This is a genomic window from Nonomuraea sp. NPDC049624 (assembly GCF_040675255.1).
GTDB lineage: Bacteria > Actinomycetota > Actinomycetes > Streptosporangiales > Streptosporangiaceae > Nonomuraea.
In genome coordinates this window covers 14,662-36,182 of record NZ_JBFAOR010000006.1, presented here as the reverse complement: position 1 = coordinate 36,182, position 21,521 = coordinate 14,662, and the positions used below count along the sequence as shown (strand labels likewise).

The 21,521-nt window shown below is 73.0% G+C and carries 23 protein-coding genes; 10 read left to right on the top strand and 13 right to left on the bottom strand.

Going from position 1 to position 21,521, the window contains the following annotated elements; translation table 11 throughout:
* Positions 1-123 precede the first annotated feature (123 nt).
* The 5 genes from AB0J76_RS24830 (at position 124) to AB0J76_RS24810 (ending at position 4,753) form a co-directional block, all read left to right on the top strand.
* Positions 124-552 carry a CBS domain-containing protein gene (locus AB0J76_RS24830; RefSeq protein WP_352321871.1) on the top strand — a complete coding sequence of 143 codons (429 nt, stop codon included), beginning with the start codon at positions 124-126 and terminating at the stop codon, positions 550-552.
* Positions 553-597: 45 nt separating this feature from the next.
* On the top strand, positions 598-1,236 hold the full coding sequence (locus tag AB0J76_RS24825) for a hypothetical protein (RefSeq protein ID WP_352321869.1): 639 nt from the start codon (positions 598-600) through the stop codon (positions 1,234-1,236).
* Positions 1,233-2,156, top strand: coding sequence for a carbohydrate kinase family protein (locus tag AB0J76_RS24820; RefSeq protein WP_352321867.1), 924 nt, complete (start codon positions 1,233-1,235; stop codon positions 2,154-2,156). Before AB0J76_RS24825 ends, AB0J76_RS24820 begins: the two co-directional genes overlap by 4 nt.
* 75 nt (positions 2,157-2,231) lie before the next feature.
* Positions 2,232-3,005, top strand: coding sequence for a cyclase family protein (locus AB0J76_RS24815; protein WP_352321865.1), 774 nt, complete (start codon positions 2,232-2,234; stop codon positions 3,003-3,005).
* Positions 3,002-4,753 (top strand): thiamine pyrophosphate-binding protein, encoded by a 1,752-nt coding sequence (locus tag AB0J76_RS24810; RefSeq protein ID WP_352321863.1) that lies wholly within the window; start codon positions 3,002-3,004, stop codon positions 4,751-4,753. The genes AB0J76_RS24815 and AB0J76_RS24810 overlap by 4 nt, the downstream gene beginning before the upstream one ends.
* Positions 4,754-4,924: 171 nt before the next feature.
* Here AB0J76_RS24810 and AB0J76_RS24805 read toward each other — a convergent pair whose 3' ends face one another.
* Genes AB0J76_RS24805 through dhaK form a run of 3 tightly spaced genes read right to left on the bottom strand, consistent with a single transcriptional unit; the run spans position 4,925 to position 6,929 of the window.
* Positions 4,925-5,299, bottom strand: coding sequence for a phosphoenolpyruvate--protein phosphotransferase (locus tag AB0J76_RS24805; RefSeq protein WP_352321861.1), 375 nt, complete (start codon positions 5,297-5,299; stop codon positions 4,925-4,927).
* On the bottom strand, positions 5,299-5,949 hold the full coding sequence (dhaL, locus tag AB0J76_RS24800) for a dihydroxyacetone kinase subunit DhaL (protein WP_352321859.1): 651 nt from the start codon (positions 5,947-5,949) through the stop codon (positions 5,299-5,301). Before dhaL ends, AB0J76_RS24805 begins: the two co-directional genes overlap by 1 nt.
* Positions 5,949-6,929 carry a dihydroxyacetone kinase subunit DhaK gene (gene dhaK / locus AB0J76_RS24795; RefSeq protein WP_352321857.1) on the bottom strand — a complete coding sequence of 327 codons (981 nt, stop codon included), beginning with the start codon at positions 6,927-6,929 and terminating at the stop codon, positions 5,949-5,951. Before dhaK ends, dhaL begins: the two co-directional genes overlap by 1 nt.
* Positions 6,930-7,084: 155 nt before the next feature.
* On the opposite strand from dhaK, the gene AB0J76_RS24790 reads away from it, so the two are divergent.
* Positions 7,085-7,831: a lysophospholipid acyltransferase family protein gene (locus AB0J76_RS24790; RefSeq protein WP_352321855.1), complete on the top strand. Its 747-nt coding sequence runs from the start codon at positions 7,085-7,087 to the stop codon at positions 7,829-7,831.
* Between the two features lie 85 nt (positions 7,832-7,916).
* Here the strand turns inward: AB0J76_RS24790 and AB0J76_RS24785 are convergent, their stop codons facing one another.
* Positions 7,917-8,723 (bottom strand): serine/threonine-protein kinase, encoded by an 807-nt coding sequence (locus tag AB0J76_RS24785; protein WP_189652565.1) that lies wholly within the window; start codon positions 8,721-8,723, stop codon positions 7,917-7,919.
* 56 nt (positions 8,724-8,779) lie between these two features.
* The gene (locus AB0J76_RS24780) at positions 8,780-10,033 is read right to left on the bottom strand and encodes an MFS transporter (protein ID WP_352321853.1); all 1,254 of its coding nucleotides are present in this window, start codon (positions 10,031-10,033) and stop codon (positions 8,780-8,782) included.
* Positions 10,034-10,098: 65 nt separating this feature from the next.
* On the opposite strand from AB0J76_RS24780, the gene AB0J76_RS24775 reads away from it, so the two are divergent.
* A complete protein-coding gene (locus AB0J76_RS24775; RefSeq protein WP_352321851.1) occupies positions 10,099-10,704 on the top strand; it encodes a winged helix-turn-helix domain-containing protein in 606 nt (201 codons plus the stop codon).
* Between the two features lie 58 nt (positions 10,705-10,762).
* On the opposite strand, the gene AB0J76_RS24770 is transcribed toward AB0J76_RS24775, so the two are convergent.
* Complete coding sequence (locus AB0J76_RS24770) at positions 10,763-11,386, bottom strand: DJ-1/PfpI family protein (RefSeq protein WP_352330892.1); 624 nt, start codon at positions 11,384-11,386, stop codon at positions 10,763-10,765.
* Positions 11,387-11,390: 4 nt separating this feature from the next.
* Positions 11,391-12,353 (bottom strand): GlxA family transcriptional regulator, encoded by a 963-nt coding sequence (locus AB0J76_RS24765; protein ID WP_352330891.1) that lies wholly within the window; start codon positions 12,351-12,353, stop codon positions 11,391-11,393.
* Positions 12,354-12,480: 127 nt separating this feature from the next.
* Here AB0J76_RS24765 and AB0J76_RS24760 point away from each other — a divergent pair, with 127 nt between their 5' ends.
* Together AB0J76_RS24760 and AB0J76_RS24755 are read left to right on the top strand one after the other, a co-directional pair.
* Positions 12,481-12,933 (top strand): helix-turn-helix domain-containing protein, encoded by a 453-nt coding sequence (locus AB0J76_RS24760; RefSeq protein ID WP_352330889.1) that lies wholly within the window; start codon positions 12,481-12,483, stop codon positions 12,931-12,933.
* A 21-nt stretch (positions 12,934-12,954) separates the two neighbouring features.
* Positions 12,955-13,533 carry a PIN domain-containing protein gene (locus tag AB0J76_RS24755; RefSeq protein ID WP_352330888.1) on the top strand — a complete coding sequence of 193 codons (579 nt, stop codon included), beginning with the start codon at positions 12,955-12,957 and terminating at the stop codon, positions 13,531-13,533.
* A gap of 57 nt (positions 13,534-13,590) precedes the next feature.
* Here AB0J76_RS24755 and pruA read toward each other — a convergent pair whose 3' ends face one another.
* Together pruA and AB0J76_RS24745 are read right to left on the bottom strand one after the other, a co-directional pair.
* On the bottom strand, positions 13,591-15,216 hold the full coding sequence (gene pruA / locus AB0J76_RS24750) for an L-glutamate gamma-semialdehyde dehydrogenase (RefSeq protein ID WP_364390593.1): 1,626 nt from the start codon (positions 15,214-15,216) through the stop codon (positions 13,591-13,593).
* Complete coding sequence (locus AB0J76_RS24745) at positions 15,217-16,134, bottom strand: proline dehydrogenase family protein (protein WP_352329158.1); 918 nt, start codon at positions 16,132-16,134, stop codon at positions 15,217-15,219.
* A gap of 76 nt (positions 16,135-16,210) precedes the next feature.
* Here AB0J76_RS24745 and AB0J76_RS24740 point away from each other — a divergent pair, with 76 nt between their 5' ends.
* Complete coding sequence (locus tag AB0J76_RS24740; RefSeq protein WP_352329160.1) at positions 16,211-17,278, top strand: helix-turn-helix domain-containing protein; 1,068 nt, start codon at positions 16,211-16,213, stop codon at positions 17,276-17,278.
* Here AB0J76_RS24740 and AB0J76_RS24735 read toward each other — a convergent pair.
* The 4 genes from AB0J76_RS24735 to AB0J76_RS24720 form a co-directional block, all read right to left on the bottom strand.
* Positions 17,263-17,985: a glycoside hydrolase family 16 protein gene (locus tag AB0J76_RS24735; RefSeq protein ID WP_352329162.1), complete on the bottom strand. Its 723-nt coding sequence runs from the start codon at positions 17,983-17,985 to the stop codon at positions 17,263-17,265. The two genes, AB0J76_RS24740 and AB0J76_RS24735, sit on opposite strands and share 16 nt — an antisense overlap.
* A gap of 22 nt (positions 17,986-18,007) precedes the next feature.
* The gene (locus AB0J76_RS24730; protein ID WP_352329164.1) at positions 18,008-18,205 is read right to left on the bottom strand and encodes a hypothetical protein; all 198 of its coding nucleotides are present in this window, start codon (positions 18,203-18,205) and stop codon (positions 18,008-18,010) included.
* Positions 18,206-18,412: 207 nt separating this feature from the next.
* Entirely contained in the window at positions 18,413-19,516 is a 1,104-nt protein-coding gene (locus AB0J76_RS24725; RefSeq protein WP_352329166.1) for a glycosyltransferase, read from the bottom strand.
* Positions 19,517-19,622: 106 nt separating this feature from the next.
* On the bottom strand, positions 19,623-21,455 hold the full coding sequence (locus tag AB0J76_RS24720; protein WP_364390590.1) for a SpoIIE family protein phosphatase: 1,833 nt from the start codon (positions 21,453-21,455) through the stop codon (positions 19,623-19,625).
* Positions 21,456-21,521: the final 66 nt, after the last annotated feature.

The following is a 21,521-nucleotide window of genomic DNA, read 5'->3' as shown; positions in this document are numbered from 1 at the left end:
GTCGGAGATGCGGCAAGTCAGCCTACGTGACCGCTTGACGGGGTCCCCACTCGGTTGTTTGCCTGTGAGGACCGGGCATAAGCCGGCCCTCGGCCGGGGACAACGGGAGCAGAGGTGGTGCACATGCTCATCGGGACGATCCTGCGTAACAAGGGAAACGCTGTCACCACGGTGGCGCCGGCGGCGACGGTTCGGGAACTGCTCGGCAAGCTCGCCGACCACAACATCGGCGCGGTCGTCGTCTCCACCGACGGCACGACGATCCAGGGGATCGTCTCCGAGCGCGACGTGGTGCGGCGGCTGCACGACCGGGGCCCCGAGATCCTCGACGCGCCGGTCTCCTCGATCATGACGACCGAGGTCCGCACGGCCGGGCCCGGCGATAACGTCGACGAGCTGCGCCGCACGATGACCACCCACCGGCATCGCCACATGCCCGTGGTCGAGAACGGCCGCCTGGTGGGCATCGTCAGCATCGGCGACGTGGTCAAGAGCGCGATCGAGGAGCTGGAGACGGAGAAGGCGTCGCTCGTCGACTACCTCCACCGCTGACCGGGGCGTTGACAGGGGCGTCGATGGGGATGGCACCCTTGGTCCGTGACGTACGGCCCCCCTGAGCCCCCTCGGGCGACGAGCAGTCCGCCGATCATCCTGCTCGTGTCCGGGCTGGCCGCCGTGGTGGCCTTCATCCTGGGCGTCTTCGTCGGGTACGGCGCGGAGGGCTCGTCGGCCTCGCCGGCCCCCAGGGTCACGGTGACGGTCGAGGGCACCGGCCCGCCCTCGGCCTCCGGCCCCGCCACCCAGCCCGCCCAGACGGACGCCCCGCAGACCGGCCCTCTCCAGCCGGACCCCCTCCAAACCGGTCCCGCCCAAACCGGTCCCGCCCAAACCGGTCCCGCCCAAACCGGTCCCGCGCAGACCGGCCCCGCGCAGACCGGTCCCGCCCAGACCGGCCCTGCCCAGACCGGACCCACGCAGCCCGGACCCGCGCAGCCCGGATCGACGGCCGGGATGCGCACGTTCGTCGTGGGCGTGGACATGCAGCCCGGCACGTACCGCACGACCGGTCCCGTCGCGGGCTCCACGAACTGCTTCTGGGCCCGGCTGAACAGCACGTCCCCCGACCTCGGCTCGGTGATCAACGCGGGCGCGCCGACCGGCCCGGCGAGCGTCACCATCGAGCCGGGCGACAAGGCGTTCCAGACCGCCGGCTGCGCACAGTGGACAAAGGCGTGACGGCCGTGGCCGCCGAGTTCGACCTCCTGGTCGTCGGCGACGCCAATCCCGACGTCGTGCTGGCGGGCGCGCCGCGCCAGCCGGCGTACGGCCAGCGCGAACAGCTCGTCGCGGGCGGCGACCTGGTCCTCGGCGGGTCCGGGGCGATCACCGCGTGCGGGGCCGCCAGGCTCGGCCTGCGCACCGCCTTCGCCGGCCGCGTGGGCGACGACGCGGCGGGACGTTTCGTGCTCGGCGCGCTGGCCGAACGCGGGGTGGACGTCTCCCACTGCGTCACCGACCCCCGCCCCACGGCCATGACCGTCGTGCTCGCCGACGGGACCGACCGCGCCATCCTCACCTCACCCGGCTGCCTGCCGTACCTGACCGCCGCGGACGTGCCGCGCGGGCTGGCCCGGCACGTGCACGTGTCGTCGTACTTCCTGCAGCCCGGACTCGCGGACGGGCTGCCCGCGCTGCTGGCGGAGCTGCGCGCGGCGGGCGCCACGACCTCGCTGGACACCAACGACGACCCGGCCGGCCGCTGGGACGGCCTGGCGGACGTGCTCGCCGCGACCGACGTGTTCCTGCCCAACGCCGGCGAGGCCAGGGCGATCGCGGCCCGCCTGTCCGGCGTCCGTGACGGGCCGCTGGAGGCCGTCGCGGCGCGGCTGGGCGCCCTCGGGCCGGCCGTCGTCGTCAAGGACGGCGCGGACGGCGCGCTGGCCTGGGAGTCCGGCCTGGTGACGCGGGCCCCGGCCAGGCTCGTCGAACCGGTGGACACCGTCGGCGCGGGCGACAGCTTCGACGCCGGCTACCTCGCCGCCAGGCTGCGCGGCATGAGCCCGCGCGAATGCCTCGACGTGGCCGTGGCCTGCGGGTCGTTGTCCACCCGCGCGGCCGGCGGCACCGCCGCCCAACCCGCCTGGGACGACCTGTGAAGACCGCCGTCCCACGTCGTTGCGCGGGTGAGTCCCGCTGGAGGAGGATGCGCTCAGCCCAACAAGGAGGATGACATGTCGGTGTTGCAGAGCTTCCTGGACAGCGTGCGCGGCGGTGCGATCGAGGTGGTCGACCTCACCGCGCCCCTGTCCTCCGAGACGCCGATCCTCCAGTTGCCCGAGCCGTTCGGCAACACCATCCCGTTCCGGCTGGAGGAGATCAGCCGTTACGACGACCGCGGCCCCGCCTGGTACTGGAACGACATCCACACCGGCGAGCACTCCGGCACCCACTTCGACGCCCCCGTCCACTGGGTGACCGCCCGCGACGGCCAGGACGTCTCCCAGGTGCCCGTACGCAGCCTGATCGCGCCCGCGGTCGTGCTCGACTTCGCCGCCGAGGCGGCCAAGGACCCCGACTTTCTCCTCCAGATCGACCACGTCAAGGAATGGGAACGCGCCAACGGCCCGCTGCCCGACGGCGGCTGGCTGCTCTACCGCACCGGCTGGGACGCCCGCTCCGCCGACCAGGCCGCCTTCCTCAACGCCGACGAGACCGGCCCGCACTCGCCGGGCATCTCGGTGGAGTGCGCGTCCTGGCTGGCCGCCGAGACCCCGATCCTCGGGCTCGGCGTGGAGACCGTCGGCACCGACGCAGGGGCCGCCCACTCCTTCGACCCGCCCTTCCCCTGCCACTCCTTCCTGCTCGGCGCGGGCAAGTACGGCCTGACCCAGCTCCGCAACCTCGACCGCCTGCCGGTGACCGGGGCCGCCGTGGTCGCCCCGCCGCTGCCCATCGTGGGCGGCTCCGGCAGCCCCGTCCGCGTCCTGGCCCTGGTGGAACGTTGACCGTCCCGGAGACGGCGGCCGCGGCGGTCGGCCGGGCGCTGGCCGCCGGCGGCGTCCGCACGGCGTTCGGGGTGGTCGGCAGCGGCAACTTCCACGTCACCAACGCGCTGGTCGGGCACGGCGTGCGGTTCGTCGCCGCGCGGCACGAGGGCGGGGCGGCGACCATGGCCGACGGCTACGCCCGGATGAGCGGCGAGGTCGGCGTCGTCACGGTCCACCAGGGGCCGGGGCTGACCAACGCGATGACGGGGATCGCCGAGGCGGCCAAGAGCCGTACGCCGATGATCGTCCTGGCCGGTGAGGCGACGGACGCGCGCTCCAACTTCCACGTCGACCAGGACGCCCTGGCCGCGGCGGTGGGCGCGGTCCCCATGCGCCTCACGGACGCCGCGCGGGCCGAGGAGCAGGCGCTCGAAGCCTTCCGCGTGGCCTCGCGGGAACGCCGCACGGTCCTGCTGAACCTGCCGCTCGACGTGCAGTCCGCCCCCTCGCGCCCCCTCGGGCCCGCACCGGCCGTGACGGGCGCGGCCGGGCCCGTCCGGTCAGCCGCGCGGGACACGACGGCACAGTCCGGCCTGGCAACCGCGCGGGACACGACGGCAGGGTCCGGCCTGGCAGCCGCAGACGACGCGACGGCGGAGTCCGACCGGGCAGCCCCGGACGACGCGACGGCCGAGCTGCGGCGGCTGCTGGCCGGGGCGCGGCGGCCGGTGTTCGTCGCGGGCCGCGGCGCCCGGCACGCCCGCCGCGAGCTGGAGGCGCTGGCCGACCGCACCGGCGCCCTGCTGGCCACCTCCGCCGTCGCCAAGGGCCTGTTCCGCGGCAGCCCCTGGGACCTCGACGTGAGCGGCGGCTTCGCCACCCCGCTGGCGGCCGAGCTGATCCGCGGCGCGGACCTGATCGTCGGCTGGGGCTGCGCCCTGAACATGTGGACGACCCGCCACGGCACGCTGATCGCGCCGGAGGCCGAGGTGGTCCAGGTCGACCTCGATCCGGCGGCCGTCGGCGCGCACGTCCGGGCCGATCTGGGCGTGGTCGGGGAAGTCCGCGCCGTGGCGGCGGCCCTGACCGGGCCGGGCGGCGCCGCGCCGGGCTACCGGTCGGCCGAGCTGGCCCGGCGGATCAGGGACGAGGGGCGCTGGCGCGCGGTGCCGTACCGGGACGAGAGCGGCGCGGGCCGCATCGACCCGAGAACGCTCACCATCGCCCTGGACGACCTGCTCCCGAGCGAGCGCGTCGTGTCCGTCGACTCCGGCAACTTCATGGGATACCCCTCGATGTTCCTGGACGTGCCGGACGCGGGCGGGTTCTGCTTCACCCAGGCGTTCCAGTCGGTCGGGCTCGGCCTGGCGACCGCGATCGGGGCCGCCCTGGCCCGTCCGGACCGGCTCCCCGTGGCCGCCCTGGGCGACGGCGGCGCGCTCATGGGCATCGCCGAGCTGGAGACCGTCGTCCGGCTGGGGCTGCCCATGGTGGTCGTGGTCTACGACGACGAGGCGTACGGGGCGGAGGTGCACCACTTCGGGCCGCACGGGCATGCGCTCGGCACGGTCCGCTTCCCGCCCGCCGACCTGGCCGCGATCGCCCGGGGCCACGGGTTCGCGGCGGTGACCGTCACGGACGCCGCCGGGCTGGCGGGCGTGGCCGAATGGCTCAAGGGGCCCAGGGACCGCCCGCTGCTGGTGCACGCCAAGATCACCGGCGAACGCGGCTCCTGGTGGCTGGAAGAGGCCTTCAAGGGCCACTGAGGAGCACGGCGAAGGCCCGCCGAACGGCCGTGCGGCACGGAAGGCCGCCGAACGACCGGTGCCATCCGCCGGGTCCGGGTCCGGGTCCGGGGTCCGGATCAGGGGTCCGAATTCGGGTTCGGGGTCGGGTCCGGGTCCGGGTTCGAAGTCCGGGTTCGGGGTCCGGGGCGGTCAGAGTTTGCGGTAGGTGCGGGCCTCTTCGGCGGCGGCCAGCACCTCCGCCAGCGACCCACCCGTGCACGCCGCCACGCACGCCGCCACCGTCCCCTCCACGAACGGCACGTCCGCGACCACCACCCGGCCGTCCTCCTCCAGCAGCCGGGCGGTCAGCACCGAGCTGCCGAGGTCGGGGATGATCAGCACGCCGTCGCCCTGGTCCACGCCGCGCACCGCCTGCTCGACGAGGTCGAAGCTGGTGCCCAGGCCGCCGTCCGCGGTGCCGCCGGCCGCCGCCACCGGCACGGGCTCCGCGGCGATCCCCAGGGCCAGCGCCGCCGTCTCGGCCGCCAGCCCGGCACTGTGCGAGACCAGCACCACGCCGACCATCAGCCCTCCGCCCGCCCCTGGCCCTCTGCGCGGTTGCGGGCCGTCGTGGCCAGGGCGCGCATGATCAGGGCCGCGGAGGCGGCGCCCGGGTCCTCGTGTCCCACGCTGCGTTCGCCCAGGTAGCTGGCCCGGCCCTTGCGGGCCTGGAGGGGGATCGTCTCGCGTGCGCCCTCGGCCGCCGCGTCCGCCGCCCGTTCGAACGCCTCCAGCGCCCCGATGCCGTCCCGTACGGCCAGGGCCAGCGACCGGGAGGCCGGGACCAGCGCGTCCACCATGGTCTTGTCGCCCACGGCCGCCTTGCCCAGCCGTTCCAGCGCGACCACCCCCTCCTCGAACGCCGCCTCGAAGCGGGCCAGCGTCACCGGGGACTCCAGCGTGCGGCCCATCTGGCGGAACATCGACCCGTACAGCGGGCCGGAGGCGCCGCCGACGCGGCGGATGAGGGCCGTGCCCGCGTCAGTCAGCACCTGCCCGGGGGAGCCCGGCGGCCGGTCGGCCAGCGCCTTGGCGACCTCGGTGAAGCCGCGGTCCAGGTTCGCGCCGTGGTCGGCGTCGCCGATGGCCGCGTCGAGCTCCGTCAGCCGCTCGCGGTCGCGGCGGACCAGCCGGGCCGCCTCGTCGAGCCAGTCCGCGAAGAAGCGGGTGTCCATCAACGCCCCCAGCGCAGCGCCGGCGTCTCGACGGGCGCGTCCCAGAGCCGGGTGAGCGTGTCGTCGACCCGGCACACGGTGACCGAGAAGCCCTGCATGTCCAGGCTCGTCACGTAGTTGCCGACGAGCGAGCGGGCCACCCGCGCGTCCTTGCCCTTCACGAACGCCGCGACCTCGGCGAACAGCACGTACAGCTCCATGAGCGGGGTGCCGCCCATGCCGTTGACCATGACCAGCAGGTCGCCGCGGAGCGGCAGGTCGCTGTGCAGGGCCTCCATCGCGACGGCGGCCAGCTCGCGGGCCGAGGCCATCGGCACCCGCGTGCGGCCGGGCTCGCCGTGGATGCCGATGCCCAGCTCCACGTCCGTCTCGGGCAGGTCGAACGTCGGCTTGCCGGCCGACGGCGTCGTGCACGAGGTCAGCGCGATGCCGAACGACCGGCTGCGCTCGTTCACCTCGGCGGCCACCCGGGCCACCTCGGCCAGCGGCGCGCCCTCCTCGGCCAGCGCGCCCGCGATCTTCTCCACGAACAGCGTCGCGCCCGTGCCGCGCCGCCCGGCCGTGTAGAGCGAGTTCTGGACGGCCACGTCGTCGTCGACCAGCACGGAGGCCACGTCGTTGTCCTCGGCCAGCTCGGCGGCCATCTCGAAGTTGAGCACGTCGCCGGTGTAGTTCTTGACGATGTGCAGCACCCCCGCGCCGCCGTCGACCGCCTTGGTGGCCTCGATGATCTGGTCGGGCACGGGCGAGGTGAAGATCTCGCCGGGACAGGCGGCGTCCAGCATGCCGTGGCCGACGAAACCGGCGTGCAGGGGCTCGTGGCCCGAGCCGCCGCCCGACACCAGCCCCACCTTGCCGGGGCGCGGCCCCGCGGCCCGGTAGACCACGCGGTCCTGGACCCTCAGCCCGGGATGGGCCGCCGCCATGCCGTTCAGCGCGTCCTCCACCACGGAGTCGGCGGTGTTGATGAGCTTCTTCATGGTCAAAACATCTGCCCGTTCTCACGGGAGGGCAAGCGCCGCCGCGTGAACAGGGGCGATGTCCTACGAACTCGTGACCCGAGCCGATCTTTTCCGGGCGAGAACGGGTCTCCTGAGTGGCCTGCCGACCGGCGTGAGTAGGCTACCTTCTGCTCATGGCTGAGATTGTGTACCCGCCGGTGATCGCCGCCGCGCGGACCCTCTTTCGCGTGCTCGACTACCGCTTCCACATGGAGGGCACCGAGCACGTGCCGCGGACCGGGGGAGCGGTGCTGGTGAGCAATCACATCAGCTATCTCGACTTCATCTTCGCGGGGTTCGCCGCGCTGCCGTCCAAGCGGCTGGTGCGCTTCATGGCCAAGCAGGACGTCTTCGACCACCGTGTCTCCGGGCCGCTGATGCGCGGCATGCACCACATCCCGGTCGACCGCGGGGCCGGGGCCGGCTCGTACGCCACCGCGCTGCGCAAGCTCAAGGCCGGCGAGGTGGTGGGCGTCTTCGCCGAGGCCACGATCAGCCGCTCCTTCACCGTCAAGGAGATCAAGAACGGCGCGATCCGCATGGCCCAGGCCACCAACGTGCCGGTCATCCCGGTCGCCCTGTGGGGCAGCCAGCGGCTGTGGACCAAGGGCCGGCCCAAGCAGCTCACCCAGCGGCACGTGCCCATCACCATCCTGGTGGGCGAGCCGTTCCACCCCAAGCGCGGGGAAGACGTCAACCAGCACACCGTCGACCTGCACACCCGCCTGTCGGAGCTGGTCGACCGGGCGCAGCGCACCTACCCCGAGGTGCCGCCGGGCGTGTGGTGGCAGCCCGCGCACCTGGGCGGCACCGCGCCCACCCCCGAGGAGGCGGCCGCCATGGACGCCGCCGAGGCCGAGGCCCGCGCCCAGAAGGACTGAGCCCGGCAGAGCCGGTCAGGGCCGGTCAGAGCAGGCCAGGGCCGGTCAGGGCCGGTCAGAGCAGGCCAGGGCCGGTCAGGGCCGGTCAGATGGCGGCCTGGTAGGCGCTGGCGCGCATGCCCGCCAGCAGGCCCGCCGTCTGCTCCGGCGTGTAGCGGCGCACCGGGTCGTGGTGCAGCAGCCCCTCGATGAGCGGGCGCATCACCCCGGCCCGCCGCGGCGGCGGGTACGGACCGCTGCGGGCCATGCCGAGCACCGTCGCCGCGTCCTGCCCGGGGTAGGGCGGCTGGCCCTCGACCGCGCTGTAGAGCGTCGCGCCGAAGGACCACATGTCGGCCTCCTTGCTGGCCGGCCCGCCGTGCAGCCGCTCCGGGGCCATGAACGCGGGCGTGCCGCGCAGCCGCCGCGAGGTCGTCATGCGGATGTCGCCCTCCGCGGTGGCGATGCCGAAGTCGGTCAGCACCACGCGGTCGCCGGTCAGCATCACGTTGGCGGGCTTGACGTCGCGATGGAGCACGCCGGCCTTGTGCGCGGTGCGCAGCGCGGCGAGCAGGTGCTGCCCGATCGCCGCCACCGACTGCGCGGGCAACGTCCCCACCTGGGAGAGCAGCTGGTGGAGTGAGAGCCCGTGCAGGTACTCCATCACGATCCAGAGCTTGCCGCCCACTTCCATCAGGTCGTGGACCGTGACGATGTTGGGGTGCGTCAGGCCGGCCGCCATCCGGGCCTCACGCAGCACCCGGCGGCGAACCATCTCGGCCTCACCGGCCAGAGTCAGCTCCTTCAACGCCACCTCTCGGTGGAGGAGCCGATCGAACGCCCGCCAGACGACTCCCATACCCCCACGACCGGCCTCCTCGTTCAGGAGGTACCGTCCGCCGATCTCCCGCATACCATCCCCTCAAGCTCGGGGATAATCATGTCATCTCCGCACACGGCATAGGGTGCCTAACGTGATCTGGATATGTCGGGAAGTGTAGGTTCGCTGGTCAGCGCCGCAGAAATTCGCCCAGGCAGGGCGCGCCACACGAGCGCCACCGCCACCAGGCACAGCCCCGCGGCCCCGGCCAGGACGGCGGCCAGCCCGAACAGGTCGCCCGCCAGGCCGCCGAGCGCCGCGCCCACCGGCATGCCGCCCATGCCGACCAGCCGGTAGGCGGAGTTCACCCGTCCCAGCAGCTCGCCGGGGATCAGCCGCTGGCGGACCGAGACGACCAGCACGTTGGCCGCCGCCCCCGTCACGCCCCACACCACCGCGACCGGGTACAGCGCCCACGGCGACGGCACCAGCACGGGGACGAGCAGCAGCAGGCTGCTGATCAGCCACGCCCCGGCCAGCGTGCCGGCCTCGCCGGCCAGCCGCGTGACCGGCCCGGTCAGCGGCGAGCCGAGCACCGCGCCGGCCGCGAACGCCGTCATCATGAGGCCGTAGCCGCTCGGGTCGAGGCCGATATGCGACCCGTCGCCGACGGCCCACAGGACGAAGACGGCGAAGTATCCGGCGTTGGCCATGTTCATCATGCCCGCGGAGATCGCCAGCCTGCGCAGCAGCCGGTGGGCCCACAGGTAGCGCAGCGCCTCGGCGATGTCGGCGCGCAGCGGGCGGCGCGGCCCGGACGCGGCGGGAGCGGCACGGAAGGAGCCGGCCATGCCGGTCAGCAGCAGGGCGGCGGCGGCGTACAGGAGGGCGGGGGCGCCGAAGAGGGCGGCCGGCAGCAGGCCGGCGAGCAGCCCGGCCAGCGGCGCGCCGACGAAGTCGTTGCCGACGGTCTGGACGCCGACGATCCGGGCGTTGGCCCTGGTGAGGTCGTCCTTGGAGACGGTCATGGGCAGGACGGACTGCGCCGAGGTGTCGGCGAAGACCTCGCTCACCCCGGCCGCGAAGATCACCGCGAGCAACGTCCACAGGTTCAGCAGGCCCGCCGCGGCCAGCAGCGCCGCCACCGCCAGCACCGCCGTACGCGCGGCGTTGGCCAGCGTCATGACCCGGCGGCGGTCGACCCGGTCGGCGACCGCCCCCGCGTGCAGCGCGAGCAGCAGCCAGGGCGCGGTCGCGGCGGCCCCGGCCAGCGACACCAGGGTGGGGGAGCGGGTCATGGACACGGCCAGCAGCGGCGCGCCGACCCGCAGCACACCGTCGGCCAGGTTCGACAGCGCGGTGGACGACCAAAGGAACCAGAAGGCTCGGCCGAGACGATTCACGGCTCACTCCGATAGTGTGTAAAGAAAAGTGTGCATAGATTCCTTTGCAAAGATAGGCTTGCACAGTGACAGCAGGCAAGAGCTTTTCCGCCCGCACCCTCGACGCGAAGGCGCTGAAGTCGTTCGCGCACCCGCTGCGGCTGCGCATCTACGAGCTGCTCGACGAGCACGGCCCCGCCACGGCCACCGGCCTGGCCGGCCTGCTCGGGCAGAACACCGGGGCCACCAGCTACCACCTGCGCGAGCTGGCCCGCCACGGCATGATCGAGATCGCGCCCGAGCTGGGCCGGGGCAAGGAGAAGTACTGGCGGATCACGCCGGGCGGCTTCAGCTTCGGGCCGGCCGGGGACCATCCGGAGGAGGCCGACGCCCTGGAGTTCCTGCTGGACGACATGGTCCGGCAGCGCGGCGCGGAGCTGACCCGCTGGCGCGAGGGCTCGGCGCGGGCCCCCGAGGAATGGACGCAGGCCAGCGTGTTCGCCCGCCGCTCGCTGCGGCTCACCCCCGAGGAGACGGCCGACCTGCGCGACCGGGTGCTGGAGGTGCTGGACCGTTTCCGCCGCCTGTCCGACGGCAGGGACAGCCCCGCCGGCGGCGGCCACGTCGTCGTGCACTTCGACGTCCTGCCGCTCGGGGCCACGGGCGAGCCGCCCGCGGCCGACCGGCCCTGACCCCCGCAACGCGCGGCGCCCCCGTCCCGGGAGGGACGGGGGCGCCGCGGCCGGACGGTCAGGGGATCAGGCTCATGGCCCGCTCGACGGTGCCCTCGGGCGCCTTGGCGGGCGAGCCCGCGTCGAACGGCGGGCAGGGGTCGTACTCGATCGCGAGCTGCACCGCCTGGGCCGTCTCGACGTCGTCGGTCCGGGCCAGCAGGGTGAGGGCCATGTCGATCCCGGCCGACACCCCGGCGGCGGTCACGATCTTGCCCTCGGTGACGACGCGCTCGCTCACCGGCTCGGCGCCGACGCCCGTCAGGCCGTCCAGCACCGCCCAGTGGGTGGTCGCGCGCACGCCCTTGAGCAGCCCCGCCGCGCCCAGCACGTACGAGCCGCTGCACACCGACGTCGTCCACCGCGTGTGCTCGTGGGCCTCGCGCAGCCAGCCGAGCAGCGCCTCGTCCGACATCGCCTCCCGGGTGCCGGGCCCGCCGGGCACGATCACCACGTCGGGACGCGGCAGGTCGGCGTAGGAGGCGGTGGCGGCGATCGACAGGGTGCCCTGGTCGTCGGTCACCGGGCCCACCTCCCCGGCCACGAACGTCACCGTGACGCCGGGCGCGAACGCCAGCACCGTGTAGGGGCCGACCGCGTCGAGAGCGGTGAAACGGTGATAAAGCGGGATTGCCACATGCATGGTGTCATTTCTCCTTCGACTGGAATCTGCGGCGGTGCTCGCCCGGCGACACCCGCCAGTGGCGGCGGAAGACGCGGTAGAGGGTCTCCGGCGTGCCCAGGCCCGCCTCCCTGGCCACGGTCTCCAGGGGGTGCCCGGTGACCTCCAGGAGGCGTCTGGCGGCGTCGGCGCGGCTGCGTTCGACGTACCGGCCGGGTGGCAGGCCGGTCTGCTCGGTGAAGACCCGGGAGAAGTGCCGTTCGCTCATCCCGACGCGCCGGGCGAGCGCGGGCACGCTCAGGTCGGCGGCCGGGTTGGCGTCGATGTAGCCCTGCAGCTCCCGCAGGGGGAGGCTGCGCGGCGTCATGGCCCGCATCGGCGCGCTGAACTGGCTCTGCCCGCCCGGCCGGTGCAGGTAGACGACGAGCCCGCGGGCGACGTCACGGGCCAGCTCGTGGCCGTGGTCCCTGGCCACCAGCGCGAGCGCCAGGTCCACGCCGGACAGCACGCCCGCCGAGGTCCACACATTGCCGTCCTCGATGTAGAGGGGATCGGGGTCCACCTCGACGTCGGCGTAGCGGTGGCGCAGGTCGTCGGCGGCCAGCCAGTGGGTGGTGGCCCGGCGGCGGTCGAGCAGCCCGGCCTCGGCCAGCAGGAAGGCCCCGTTGCAGACCGACGCCACCCTCCCGGCCCGCGCGGCCAGGGCGGCGACCGCCCCGACCAGCGCGCGGTCCTCCAACTGCCGGGGGACCGCCAGTCCGCCGGCGACCATGAGCGTGTCGATCGGCCCCGCCACCTTGCCGAGCGCCCCCGCCATGACGGTGACGCCGTTCGACGCGCTCACCGCCCCCGCCTCCACGGCGGCCACCTCGACCCGGTAACCCCGCCCCCGGGCGATCAGGTCGGCGGTCGCGAACACGTCCGCCGGCCCGGCCATGTCCAGCAACTGGAAGCCCGGGAAGACGACGATCACGATCCGTCGCTGCATGCCTTCATGCTGGTCGCGGCCCTGCATTGGCGTCAATGACACAAACCTTGCACATTACGCCACCCGCTCTCGCCTCCAGGTGCAGGCGGGTTACACTTATTGCAGATATCGAGTGTCGGAGGTGGTCATGCCCCGCAGCGGCGTCCTGGCCGGCGCGACGCGCGTCGAAGCCGACAGCGGTGACCGCAAGCTGCTCGAACATCTGGAGGCGACGGCTGCCGCGGGGAACGCGTCGCTGGTGCTGCGCGGCCCGGACGGCACCGACCTCGTGTTGCCGCGCCCGTTGGTCACGCTCCTGGTCGCCGCGGCGCACGACCTCGGCAAGGGGCGCGCCGTCTGGGCCCTGCCTGCCGAAGTCCTGTTGAGCCCCAACGAGGTCGCGGAGTTGCTCGGCCTGTCGCGTCCCTTCGTCGTGCGGCTGCTGGATGAGGGCGAGATCCCCGCACAACGTCTCCCAGGCAGTCGCCATCGTGTCGTTCGCCTGGAAGAGGTCCTGGAGTTCCAGGATCGCCGGGAGCGTCGCGCCGAAGCCCGTCGCAGGATCATGGAGGTCGCCGAAGAGACGGAACTGCCCTACTGATCTCCCGAGGGATATTGGCTGATGGCGCGGGTCTTCGTCGACACCAACGAGCTGTTCCCGTTCTCGCTGATGGACCTCGTGCTCGCGCTGACCGAGGACGCCGTGCACACGTGGGTCTGGAGCGATCACCTGCTGTCGGAATGGGAACTGGTCATCGTGCGCGAGCAGCACCGCTCCGCCCGTTCGGCAGCGCGTATCGGGGCGGTGATCCGTGAGTTCTTCGCCGACAGCCGGGTCTCCGAGGACGACTACAAGCATCTGATCGATCAGATGGAGGGCCCTGACCTCGACGACCGCCATCACATGGCTGCCGCGATAGCGGGTCACGCCCGGACCCTGGTCGCCTGGAACGTCGCGGACTTCCCGGCGGCGTTCCTCGGCCGCCACAGGGTGAGCGTCAGCGCTCCCGATGCGTACCTGTGCTCGCTGCTGAGCCGCAGTCCGCGTGAGGTGCTGAGCGTGCTGGCCCGGATGGCGGCGGGGAAACGCCGTCCGCCCATGACCACACATGACGTCCTCGCCGCGCTGGACAGGGCCGGGGTTCCCAGCTTCGCCAGAGGCGCGAGGAGTCTGCTGACGATCGTAGAGGGCGGTTCGTGACGGAATTGGAGACGGCCGGCACCCCTGCAGGGGTGCCGGCCGTGGCTCTTGGGGGCGTCAGCCCATGTGCGGGTAGCGGTGGTCGGTCGGCGGGACGAACGTCTCCTTGATCGTGCGGGCGTTCACCCAGCGGATCAGGTTGAAGATCGAGCCGGCCTTGTCGTTGGTGCCCGAGGCCCGCGCGCCGCCGAACGGCTGCTGGCCCACGACCGCGCCCGTCGGCTTGTCGTTGACGTAGAAGTTGCCCGCCGCGAAGCGCAGCCGCTCCGAGGCCGCGGCGATGGCGTACCGGTCCTGGGCGATGATCGAGCCGGTCAGCGCGTACGGGGCGATGCCCTCCATCTGGTCGAGCACCGTGTCGAAGTCGCGGTCCTCGTAGACGTGCACGCCGAGGATCGGCCCGAAGTACTCCTTGACGAAGATCTCGTCCGTCGGGTCGGCGCACTCCAGGATGGTCGGCTTGACGAAGTAGCCGACGCCGGAGTCGTAGGAGCCGGTGAGCACGTCGATGTTCGAGGCGGCCCGCGCCCGGTCGATGGCGTCCTTGTGCTTGGCGAAGGCCCGCTCGTCGATGACCGCGCCCATGAACGTCGACAGGTCGGCCGCCACGTCGCCCACGGTCAGCGACTCGGCCACGCCCACGAAGTCGTCACGCATGCGGTTCCACACCGAACGCGGCACGTACGCCCGCGAGGCCGCCGAGCACTTCTGGCCCTGGTACTCGAAGGCGCCCCTGACCAGCGCGGTCGAGAGCACCGCGGGGTCGGCCGAGGGGTGGGCCAGCACGAAGTCCTTGCCGCCGGTCTCGCCCACCAGGCGCGGGTAGCCGTGGTAGGAGCCGATGTTGGCGCCGATCGTGCCCCACAGGTGCTGGAAGGTGGGGGTCGAGCCGGTGAAGTGCACGCCGGCCAGCGCCGGGTGCGTCATCGCGACCTCGGAGACGGCCTGCCCGTTGCCGGTGACCATGTTGATCACGCCCGGCGGCAGCCCGGCCGCCTCCAGCAGGCGCATCGTGTGGTGCGCGGCGAGCTGCTGCGTCGGCGACGGCTTCCAGACGACGACATTCCCCATCAAAGCGGCAGAAGTCGGCAAATTTCCAGCGATGGCGGTGAAGTTGAACGGCGTGATCGCCAGCACGAACCCCTCAAGGGGCCGGTACTCCATCCGGTTCCACACGCCGGGCGACGAGATCGGCTGGTCGGAGTAGAGCTGACGGGCGTAGGCCACGTTGAAGCGCAGGAAGTCGATCAGCTCGCAGGCCGAGTCGATCTCCGCCTGCTGCGCCGACTTCGACTGGCCCAGCACGGTGGCCGCGTTCAGCGTCTGGCGCCACGGACCGGCCAGCAGGTCGGCGGCCTTGAGGAAGACCGCGGCCCGCTCGTCGAAGGACAGCGCCCGCCAGGCGGGCGCCGCCCGCAGGGCGCTGTCGATGGCGTCCTGCACGTCCTGAGCCGTAGCGTCGTTGGTACGGCCCAGGACGGAGGCATGGTTGTGCGGCTGCACCACGTCGATGGGCGCGCCGCCGCCGAGCCGCTGCTCGCCGTCGATGGTCATGGTCAGGTCGACGGGGGAGCCGGCCAGCTCCTTGATGCGGTCCTCCAGTGCCGAACGCTCGGCGCTGCCCGGCGCGTAGCCGAGCACGGGCTCGTTCACGGGGACGGGGACGTTGCTGATGGCATCCATTTACTTACCCCCAAGGGCACGAAGGAAGAAGGCGACGTTGGCGGGGCGCTCGGCCAGCCGGCGCATGAAGTAGCCGTACCAGTCGTCGCCGTAGGGGACGTACACGCGGACCGTGTGACCGGCTCCGGCCAGGGCCTCCTGCCGGTCGGTCCGGATCCCGTAGAGCATCTGGAACTCGTGGTCGCCGAGCGTGCGGCCGAAGCGGTCGGCGAGCAGCTCGGTGATGGAGATCAGCCGGTCGTCGTGCGTGGCCACCATGGGGTAACCCTTCCCCGCCATGAGGATGCGCAGGCATCGCACGTACGCCTTGTCCACGGCCTGCTTGTCCTGGTGCGCGACCGAGGCGGGCTCGCGGTAGGCGCCCTTGACCAGCCGGACGCGCGAGCCCTCGTGGGCCAGGTCGCGGCAGTCGTCCTCGCTGCGGAACAGGTAGGCCTGGATCGCCACGCCGGTCGACGGGTAGTCCTCGCGCAGCTTGCGCAGGATGCCCAGCGTCGAGTCGACGGTGGTGTGGTCCTCCATGTCGAGCGTCACGGTCGAGCCGTTCGCCGCGGCGGCGGCGCAGATCTCGCGGGCGTGCTCCAGGGCCATGCCGTCGTCGAGCCGCTGACCGACCGCCGACAACTTGACCGACACCTCGCCCCGGGCGCCGAGCTGCAGCGGCTTCAGCGCCTCCAGCAGCGTCACGTACGCCTGCGCCACGGTCTCGGCGGCGCGCGCGTCGCGCGTCTCCTCGCCGAGGTGGTCGACGGTCACGGCCAGGTTGGCGTCACGCAGCCGTTCGATGGCGTTCCGGGCCTCCTGGACGCTCTCGCCCGCGACGAACCGGTCCACCACCTTGCGGGTGAGCGGAAAGCCTGACACGGAGCGGCGCACGACGCCGCTCCCGGAGGCGGCAAGGAGCAGTTGACCCAACATGCCTCAAGTCTAGAAACCCCAGGTCAGAGGGGGCCATGAACGCGCGTAACGATCGATGTGGCAGGCTGTCATACAAATGCACAACACGTCCGACCTTCAGGAAATCGTCGACGAGATCGCCGCCACGCTCGGGGCGTCCGCGACGCTGGAGGACCGCTCGTTCCGGCTGCTCGCCTACGGCGCCCAGCACGGCGACATCGACACGGTCCGCCAGGAGTCGATCCTGCGCCGGCGCGCCACCGGCGAGGTGCGCGACTACTTCGAACGCTACGGCATCGCCAGGGCCGGCGGCCCGGTCAGGATCCCGGCCGACGCCGAGCTCAAGGTGCTGGCCCGGGTCTGCTGGCCGCTGCGCCACGGCGAGGTCACCTACGGCTACCTGTGGCTGCTGGACTCCGGCAGCCTCGCCGACGAGGCGCTGAGCCGCGTCGCGCCGCTGGTCGCCAGGGCCGCCGCGGCACTGGCCCAGGAGGCCAGGAGCCGCCAGGACCTCGGCCGCGGCCTGCTCGCCCTGCTCTCCGCCGACCCCGAGGAACGCGCCGCGGCCTCCATCGAGGTCCCCGGCCCGGTCACCGCGGTCGCCGTGCGCGAGTCCAGCGAGCGCGTGGCCGCCCTCTGGACGCTCCCGCGCGGCGTGCTGGCCCGCACCGGCTCGCCCGTCGCCCTGCTGGCCCCCGCCCACCTGGCCGGAGAGGTCGCCCAGACCCTGCAGAGCGCGTACGGCACCGCCGCCGGCATCGGCGCCCCCAGGAACGACCCGGCCGAGGCGTGGCAGAGCTGGCGCGAGGCCCGCCAGGCGCTCCGCATCGCCGAGCACTTCCCCCGGCACGCCCCCATCGCCCGCTGGCAGGACCTGGGCGTGCACCGCCTGCTGGCCCGCCTCGGCCGCGCCGACCTGCGCGAGCTGGCCGCCGAGACCGCCGCCCTCGACGCCGAGCTGGCCCAGACGCTGGAGGCCTACCTCGACCTCGGCGGCCACGCCCAGAAGACGGCCGCCGAGCTGGGCGTCCACCGCCAGACCCTCTACTACCGCCTGGGCAAGGCCGAACGCCTCCTGCACCGGGACCTGTCCGACGGCGACGACCGGCTGACCGTGCACCTCGGGCTGAAGGCGGCCAGGCTGCTGCCTCAGGACGGCCGGTAGACCTTCACCCAGTCCACGTACATCGACACCGTCGCGGGGGTGGCGGAGTCGCGGCAGCGCGGCTCGCACACCACGTCGTTCTGCAGCGCCAGGCCCATGCGGTCGCCGCCGGGCACGTACGGGCCGCGGTAGTCCCACACCTTCCCGCCGTCCAGCCAGAACGTCAGCCGGCCGGGCAGCCAGTCCACGGCGGCGGTGTGCCAGCGGGTGAAGTCGGCCCGCAGCTGCCGTTGCGCCCGCCCGTGCCCGCCGTGCACGAAGATGCTGCCGCCCTGCCGGCGCGGGTCCACGATCTCGGCGAAGTCGACCTCGGCGTAGCCGTCGCCCTCGCTCTGGGCGGTGGGCCACAGCAGCGCGACCGGCGTGTAGCCGCTGCCCGCCTCGGCCCGGAACCGCACCTCCCACCTGCCGTAGCGCTGGGTGAGCCGGGTGGCCACGCCGCCGGACAGGTCCTTGCCGCCGTACCGGCCGCCCTTGAGGCGCAGCATGCCGTCCGCGACCGTGGCGGCCCGGCCGGTACGGGGGTTACGGGCGGCGTCCGGCGAGTGGTAGACCATCCACCTGCTCGTGTCGACCGAGGAGCCGTCGAAGTTCTCGACGAGGACGGGCGCGCCCCACCTCGACGTCTCCGCCTGTGCGCTCTGGGGGAGCAGGGCGAGGGCCGTGATCAGCGCCGCCGCCGCCCGCTTCGAACCGCGAGTAAGCATGCGGACCATCGAAGCAAAGATCTCACTCTGGTAACAAGGGCCCCTTTCGGACAGGCTGGGCGCCGCCCAGCATCGCCCTGGTCAGCTCCTCGCGGTCGCGCGTCATCTCCGCCAGCGCCGCCGACAGGTGCTCCTGGCTCAGCGCCTCGGCCCGGCCGCCGGAGCGCAGCGCCTCCAGCACGGCCCTGCGCAGCAGTTCCTTGAAGAACGAGGCGGTCATCCCGTCAGCTCGGCGGGGGCTGGGACTCGTCGATCAGGGTGTGGGCGTCCTGCAGGAGCCGCCGCAGCGCATGTGCCAGCGAACGTGCCTCACTGATCTCCATGGGCGCCACCCTGGCACACCGGGCCACGCCTGGGAACGACGAGAGGCGGACGGCTTCCGCCGCCCGCCTCTCGCACGGTCTCGCACGGTCCCGCGCGGTCTCCGTCAGGCGCAGGCCGACTCGTAGACGCGGACCAGTTCCTGGCTCACGCGCTCCCAGGAGTAGCGCGAGCGCGCCCGGTCGGCGCCGGCATACCCGAGCGCGGTGCGCAGCGTCGGGTCGCACAGGATCTCGCGGGCCAGCCGCGCGGTGCGCGCCGGCCGGTCCGGCGGGACCAGCAGGCCGGTCACGCCGTCGATCACGGAGTCGAGGTGGGCCCCCACGGCCGAGGCGATCACCGGCACGCCGCAGGCCATGGCCTCCAGCGCGACGACGCCCGTCGCGGCCTCGCGCGGCACCGACACCACGGCGTCCGCGCTGCGCATCAGCTTCGGCACCGAGGCCCGCTTGACCTGCCCCAGCAGCGTCACCCGGTCCGCGACGCCGAGCTGCTCGGCCAGGGCGCGCAACCGGCGCGCGTCCCTGTCGTCGTCCAGGTCCTCGGGCTCGGGGCCGCCGGCGATGACCAGCTCGACGTCCGTCAGCCCCTGCAGCGCCCGCACCGCCGTGTACGCCCCGCGCTCGGGGGACAGCGGGCCGACGTGCAGCAGCCGCTTGCGGGCGCCCTTGGTGGCGATCGCCCCGCGCCGCTGGAAACGCTCGGTGTCCACGCCGTGCGGCACGATCGCGATGTTCCCGCGCGGCACGCCCAGCCTGATCAACGCCGACTCCTCGTCGCCCGAGCCGGCGATGACCGCCTTGGCCCGGCGTCCGAGCGCCCGCTCCAGTTTCTGGTGCGCGGCGTCCACGGTGTGGAAGGTCTGCATGACCGGCACGTCCAAGCCCTTGGCGCCCGCCACGGCGGCGAGCCCTCCGGTCCAGGAGTGGGCGTGGATCACGTCCGGGCGCTCCTGGTTCCACCGCTTCATCAGGTGCTCGCCCACGTCGTTCAGGTACGGCACGACGTCGTCGGGCGACAGGTTCTTGGCCGGGCCCACGTCGATCTGCTCCAGAGTGACTCCCGGGGCCACCCGCGTCTTGGGCTTGCCCTCGGCGTCGTCACGGCGGGAGTAGATGGTGACGTGGTGTTCGCGGCCCAGCTCGCGCGCTACGGAGAGGATACGGTGGCGCTGGTTTCCCTTGGCGGACGCGACGATCGCAATATTCATGGCACACCTCAGCGTGAAAAAGCCTTCAAGGTGTGCCTGCGTCTTAGGCACGTTGTTCTACGGAAAGACAATACCCATGTTTAGCCGGATCGCAAACCCCCGCACATCAGACACCCTTGAGCGCCAGGACGACGATCTCGTCCCACACCTGGCCGCCCGAGAAGGCGTGCCGGTCGGCCTCCACCGCCTTGACCACGGTGGCCGGTGACTGGCCCGCGCAACGGCCCAGCACGTCGGCCAGCCGCTCCTCGCCGTACGGCTCGCCGGCGTCGTTCCTGGAGGAGATCAGGCCCTCGGAGTAGAGCACCAGCGTCTCCCCGACGGAGACGGTCAGCTCCTGCACGCCCGTCTCGGCCTCGGGGGAGATGCCCATCGGCACGCCGCCGCCCGCCGCGAAGCGCACGTTGCCGTCGGGCTGCAGCAGCGCCGCCGGATGGTGACCGGCCGAGGAGAGCTGGATCGTCCGGCCCTTGACGAACCCCACCACGGCCATCACGAACATGCCCGTGCCCTGCGCCACCAGAGCCTCGTTGACCTTGCGCATCACCAGGTCGGGATGGGACTCCCAGGTGCTGAGCACCCGCAGCCCGCCGCGCACCATGGCGCTGACCGAGGCCGCCTCCTCGCCCTTGCCCGCCGCGCCGCCCAGGGCGAACCCCCAGCCGCCCGCGACCGGGAACACGTCGTAGAACTCCGCGCCCACCGACGCGCCCGGATGGTAGACCGCCGACGCCTCGTAGCCCGGCACGTCGGGCAGGTTGCGCGGGGCCACGCTGGCCGACAGCGCGTCGGCGGCCCGCGAACGGCTCTGGAAGCTCGACTGGGCGCGTACGGCCAGGCCGAGCTGCATCCCCACGTCCTGCAGCACACCGAGGTCGGCCAGCGAGAACGGCGGCCGGTCGTGCGTGCGCACCAGCGTCAGCACCCCGTCGGACTGCCCGATCGGCACCGACAGCAGCGAGCCGGCGCCCATCGCGGTCAGCAGCGGCCCCTCGGCGGTGAAGCCGAGCAGCGACTCGTCGTCGACCATCTCGTGCACCACGCCTGAGCCGCGCTCCAGCACCTGCATCACCACCTGGCTGCCGGCCGGGTCGGCCGACTCCACCTGCCGCACCAGGTCGCCCAGCGGATGGTTCTTCGGCGCCACCACCACAGAACGCCGCGGCAGCCCGTCGCGCACCAGGTCGGCGATCACCCAGTCGGCCCACTCGGCCGCCAGCAGGCGGGTGGTGCGCGGCATCGCCACCGGGCGCAGCAGCGCCTCCTCGTCCAGCAGCAGCCCGCCGACCCTGGCCAGCAGGTCCTGCCGTTTGGATGCGGCCAGCAGCAGCGCCCCGTCGGACTGCTCGGGCCGCCGCGCCCCCGGCTCGGGGAGCTGCACCTCGGTGGGCAGCGCCACGGCCGCCACCATCTGCTGCGGCTCGCCCGGCATCGTCACCCGCGTCAGCGCCAGCTGCACGGTGTGCGTCCGCCCCTGGTGCGCCAGCCGCGTCTCGAACGCCGACGGCTGCCCGGTCTGCAGCACCGAGTTCAGGTGCGAGCGGAACGCCGCCCGCCTGGAGACGTCGACCAGCAGCGGGAACGACCGCCCGACCAGGTAGCCGTCGGGGCTGCCGAGCACCCGCGAGGTCTCCGGGTTGATCCGCCGGACCACCCCGCCGCCGTCGAGCACGATCACCGGCACCGGGAAGGCCCGGAACACCTGGCGCAGCAGCTTCAGCTCCCGCTGGGTGCCGTCCTTCTTGCTCGCGGCGCGCTTGGGCGCCTTGCGCAGCGCCTCGCGCGCCTCGGCGAGCAACTCGGCGGCGGTGTCCAGTTCGGCGAGGGCGGCGTCGAGCGTGGGCGCGAGGTCGGTAGGGTAGGCGGTCCTCGCCTCACGCAAGGACGACACGCGTCCCGCCAGTGCGTCCAGAGCGTGTTCGAGGTCCGGCATGGTCATCCTTTGACGCTACGCCACCGGGGATAACGGTAGCCATAAGGGGTAGGGGCTTCTTGCTATGGAATC

What these genes read in the sequence shown, in the direction of transcription:
- AB0J76_RS24830 (WP_352321871.1), top strand. Translation starts at nt 124, where the DNA reads ATGCTCATCGGGACGATCCTGCGTAACAAGGGAAACGCTGTCACCACG.
- AB0J76_RS24815 (WP_352321865.1), top strand. Translation starts at nt 2,232, where the DNA reads ATGTCGGTGTTGCAGAGCTTCCTGGACAGCGTGCGCGGCGGTGCGATC.
- AB0J76_RS24805 (WP_352321861.1), bottom strand. Translation starts at nt 5,299, where the DNA reads ATGGTCGGCGTGGTGCTGGTCTCGCACAGTGCCGGGCTGGCGGCCGAG.
- dhaL (WP_352321859.1), bottom strand. Translation starts at nt 5,949, where the DNA reads ATGGACACCCGCTTCTTCGCGGACTGGCTCGACGAGGCGGCCCGGCTG.
- dhaK (WP_352321857.1), bottom strand. Translation starts at nt 6,929, where the DNA reads ATGAAGAAGCTCATCAACACCGCCGACTCCGTGGTGGAGGACGCGCTG.
- AB0J76_RS24790 (WP_352321855.1), top strand. Translation starts at nt 7,085, where the DNA reads ATGGCTGAGATTGTGTACCCGCCGGTGATCGCCGCCGCGCGGACCCTC.
- AB0J76_RS24785 (WP_189652565.1), bottom strand. Translation starts at nt 8,723, where the DNA reads ATGCGGGAGATCGGCGGACGGTACCTCCTGAACGAGGAGGCCGGTCGT.
- AB0J76_RS24770 (WP_352330892.1), bottom strand. Translation starts at nt 11,386, where the DNA reads ATGCATGTGGCAATCCCGCTTTATCACCGTTTCACCGCTCTCGACGCG.
- AB0J76_RS24765 (WP_352330891.1), bottom strand. Translation starts at nt 12,353, where the DNA reads ATGCAGCGACGGATCGTGATCGTCGTCTTCCCGGGCTTCCAGTTGCTG.
- AB0J76_RS24760 (WP_352330889.1), top strand. Translation starts at nt 12,481, where the DNA reads ATGCCCCGCAGCGGCGTCCTGGCCGGCGCGACGCGCGTCGAAGCCGAC.
- AB0J76_RS24755 (WP_352330888.1), top strand. Translation starts at nt 12,955, where the DNA reads ATGGCGCGGGTCTTCGTCGACACCAACGAGCTGTTCCCGTTCTCGCTG.
- pruA (WP_364390593.1), bottom strand. Translation starts at nt 15,216, where the DNA reads ATGGATGCCATCAGCAACGTCCCCGTCCCCGTGAACGAGCCCGTGCTC.
- AB0J76_RS24745 (WP_352329158.1), bottom strand. Translation starts at nt 16,134, where the DNA reads ATGTTGGGTCAACTGCTCCTTGCCGCCTCCGGGAGCGGCGTCGTGCGC.
- AB0J76_RS24740 (WP_352329160.1), top strand. Translation starts at nt 16,211, where the DNA reads ATGCACAACACGTCCGACCTTCAGGAAATCGTCGACGAGATCGCCGCC.
- AB0J76_RS24735 (WP_352329162.1), bottom strand. Translation starts at nt 17,985, where the DNA reads ATGCTTACTCGCGGTTCGAAGCGGGCGGCGGCGGCGCTGATCACGGCC.
- AB0J76_RS24730 (WP_352329164.1), bottom strand. Translation starts at nt 18,205, where the DNA reads ATGACCGCCTCGTTCTTCAAGGAACTGCTGCGCAGGGCCGTGCTGGAG.
- AB0J76_RS24725 (WP_352329166.1), bottom strand. Translation starts at nt 19,516, where the DNA reads ATGAATATTGCGATCGTCGCGTCCGCCAAGGGAAACCAGCGCCACCGT.
- AB0J76_RS24720 (WP_364390590.1), bottom strand. Translation starts at nt 21,455, where the DNA reads ATGACCATGCCGGACCTCGAACACGCTCTGGACGCACTGGCGGGACGC.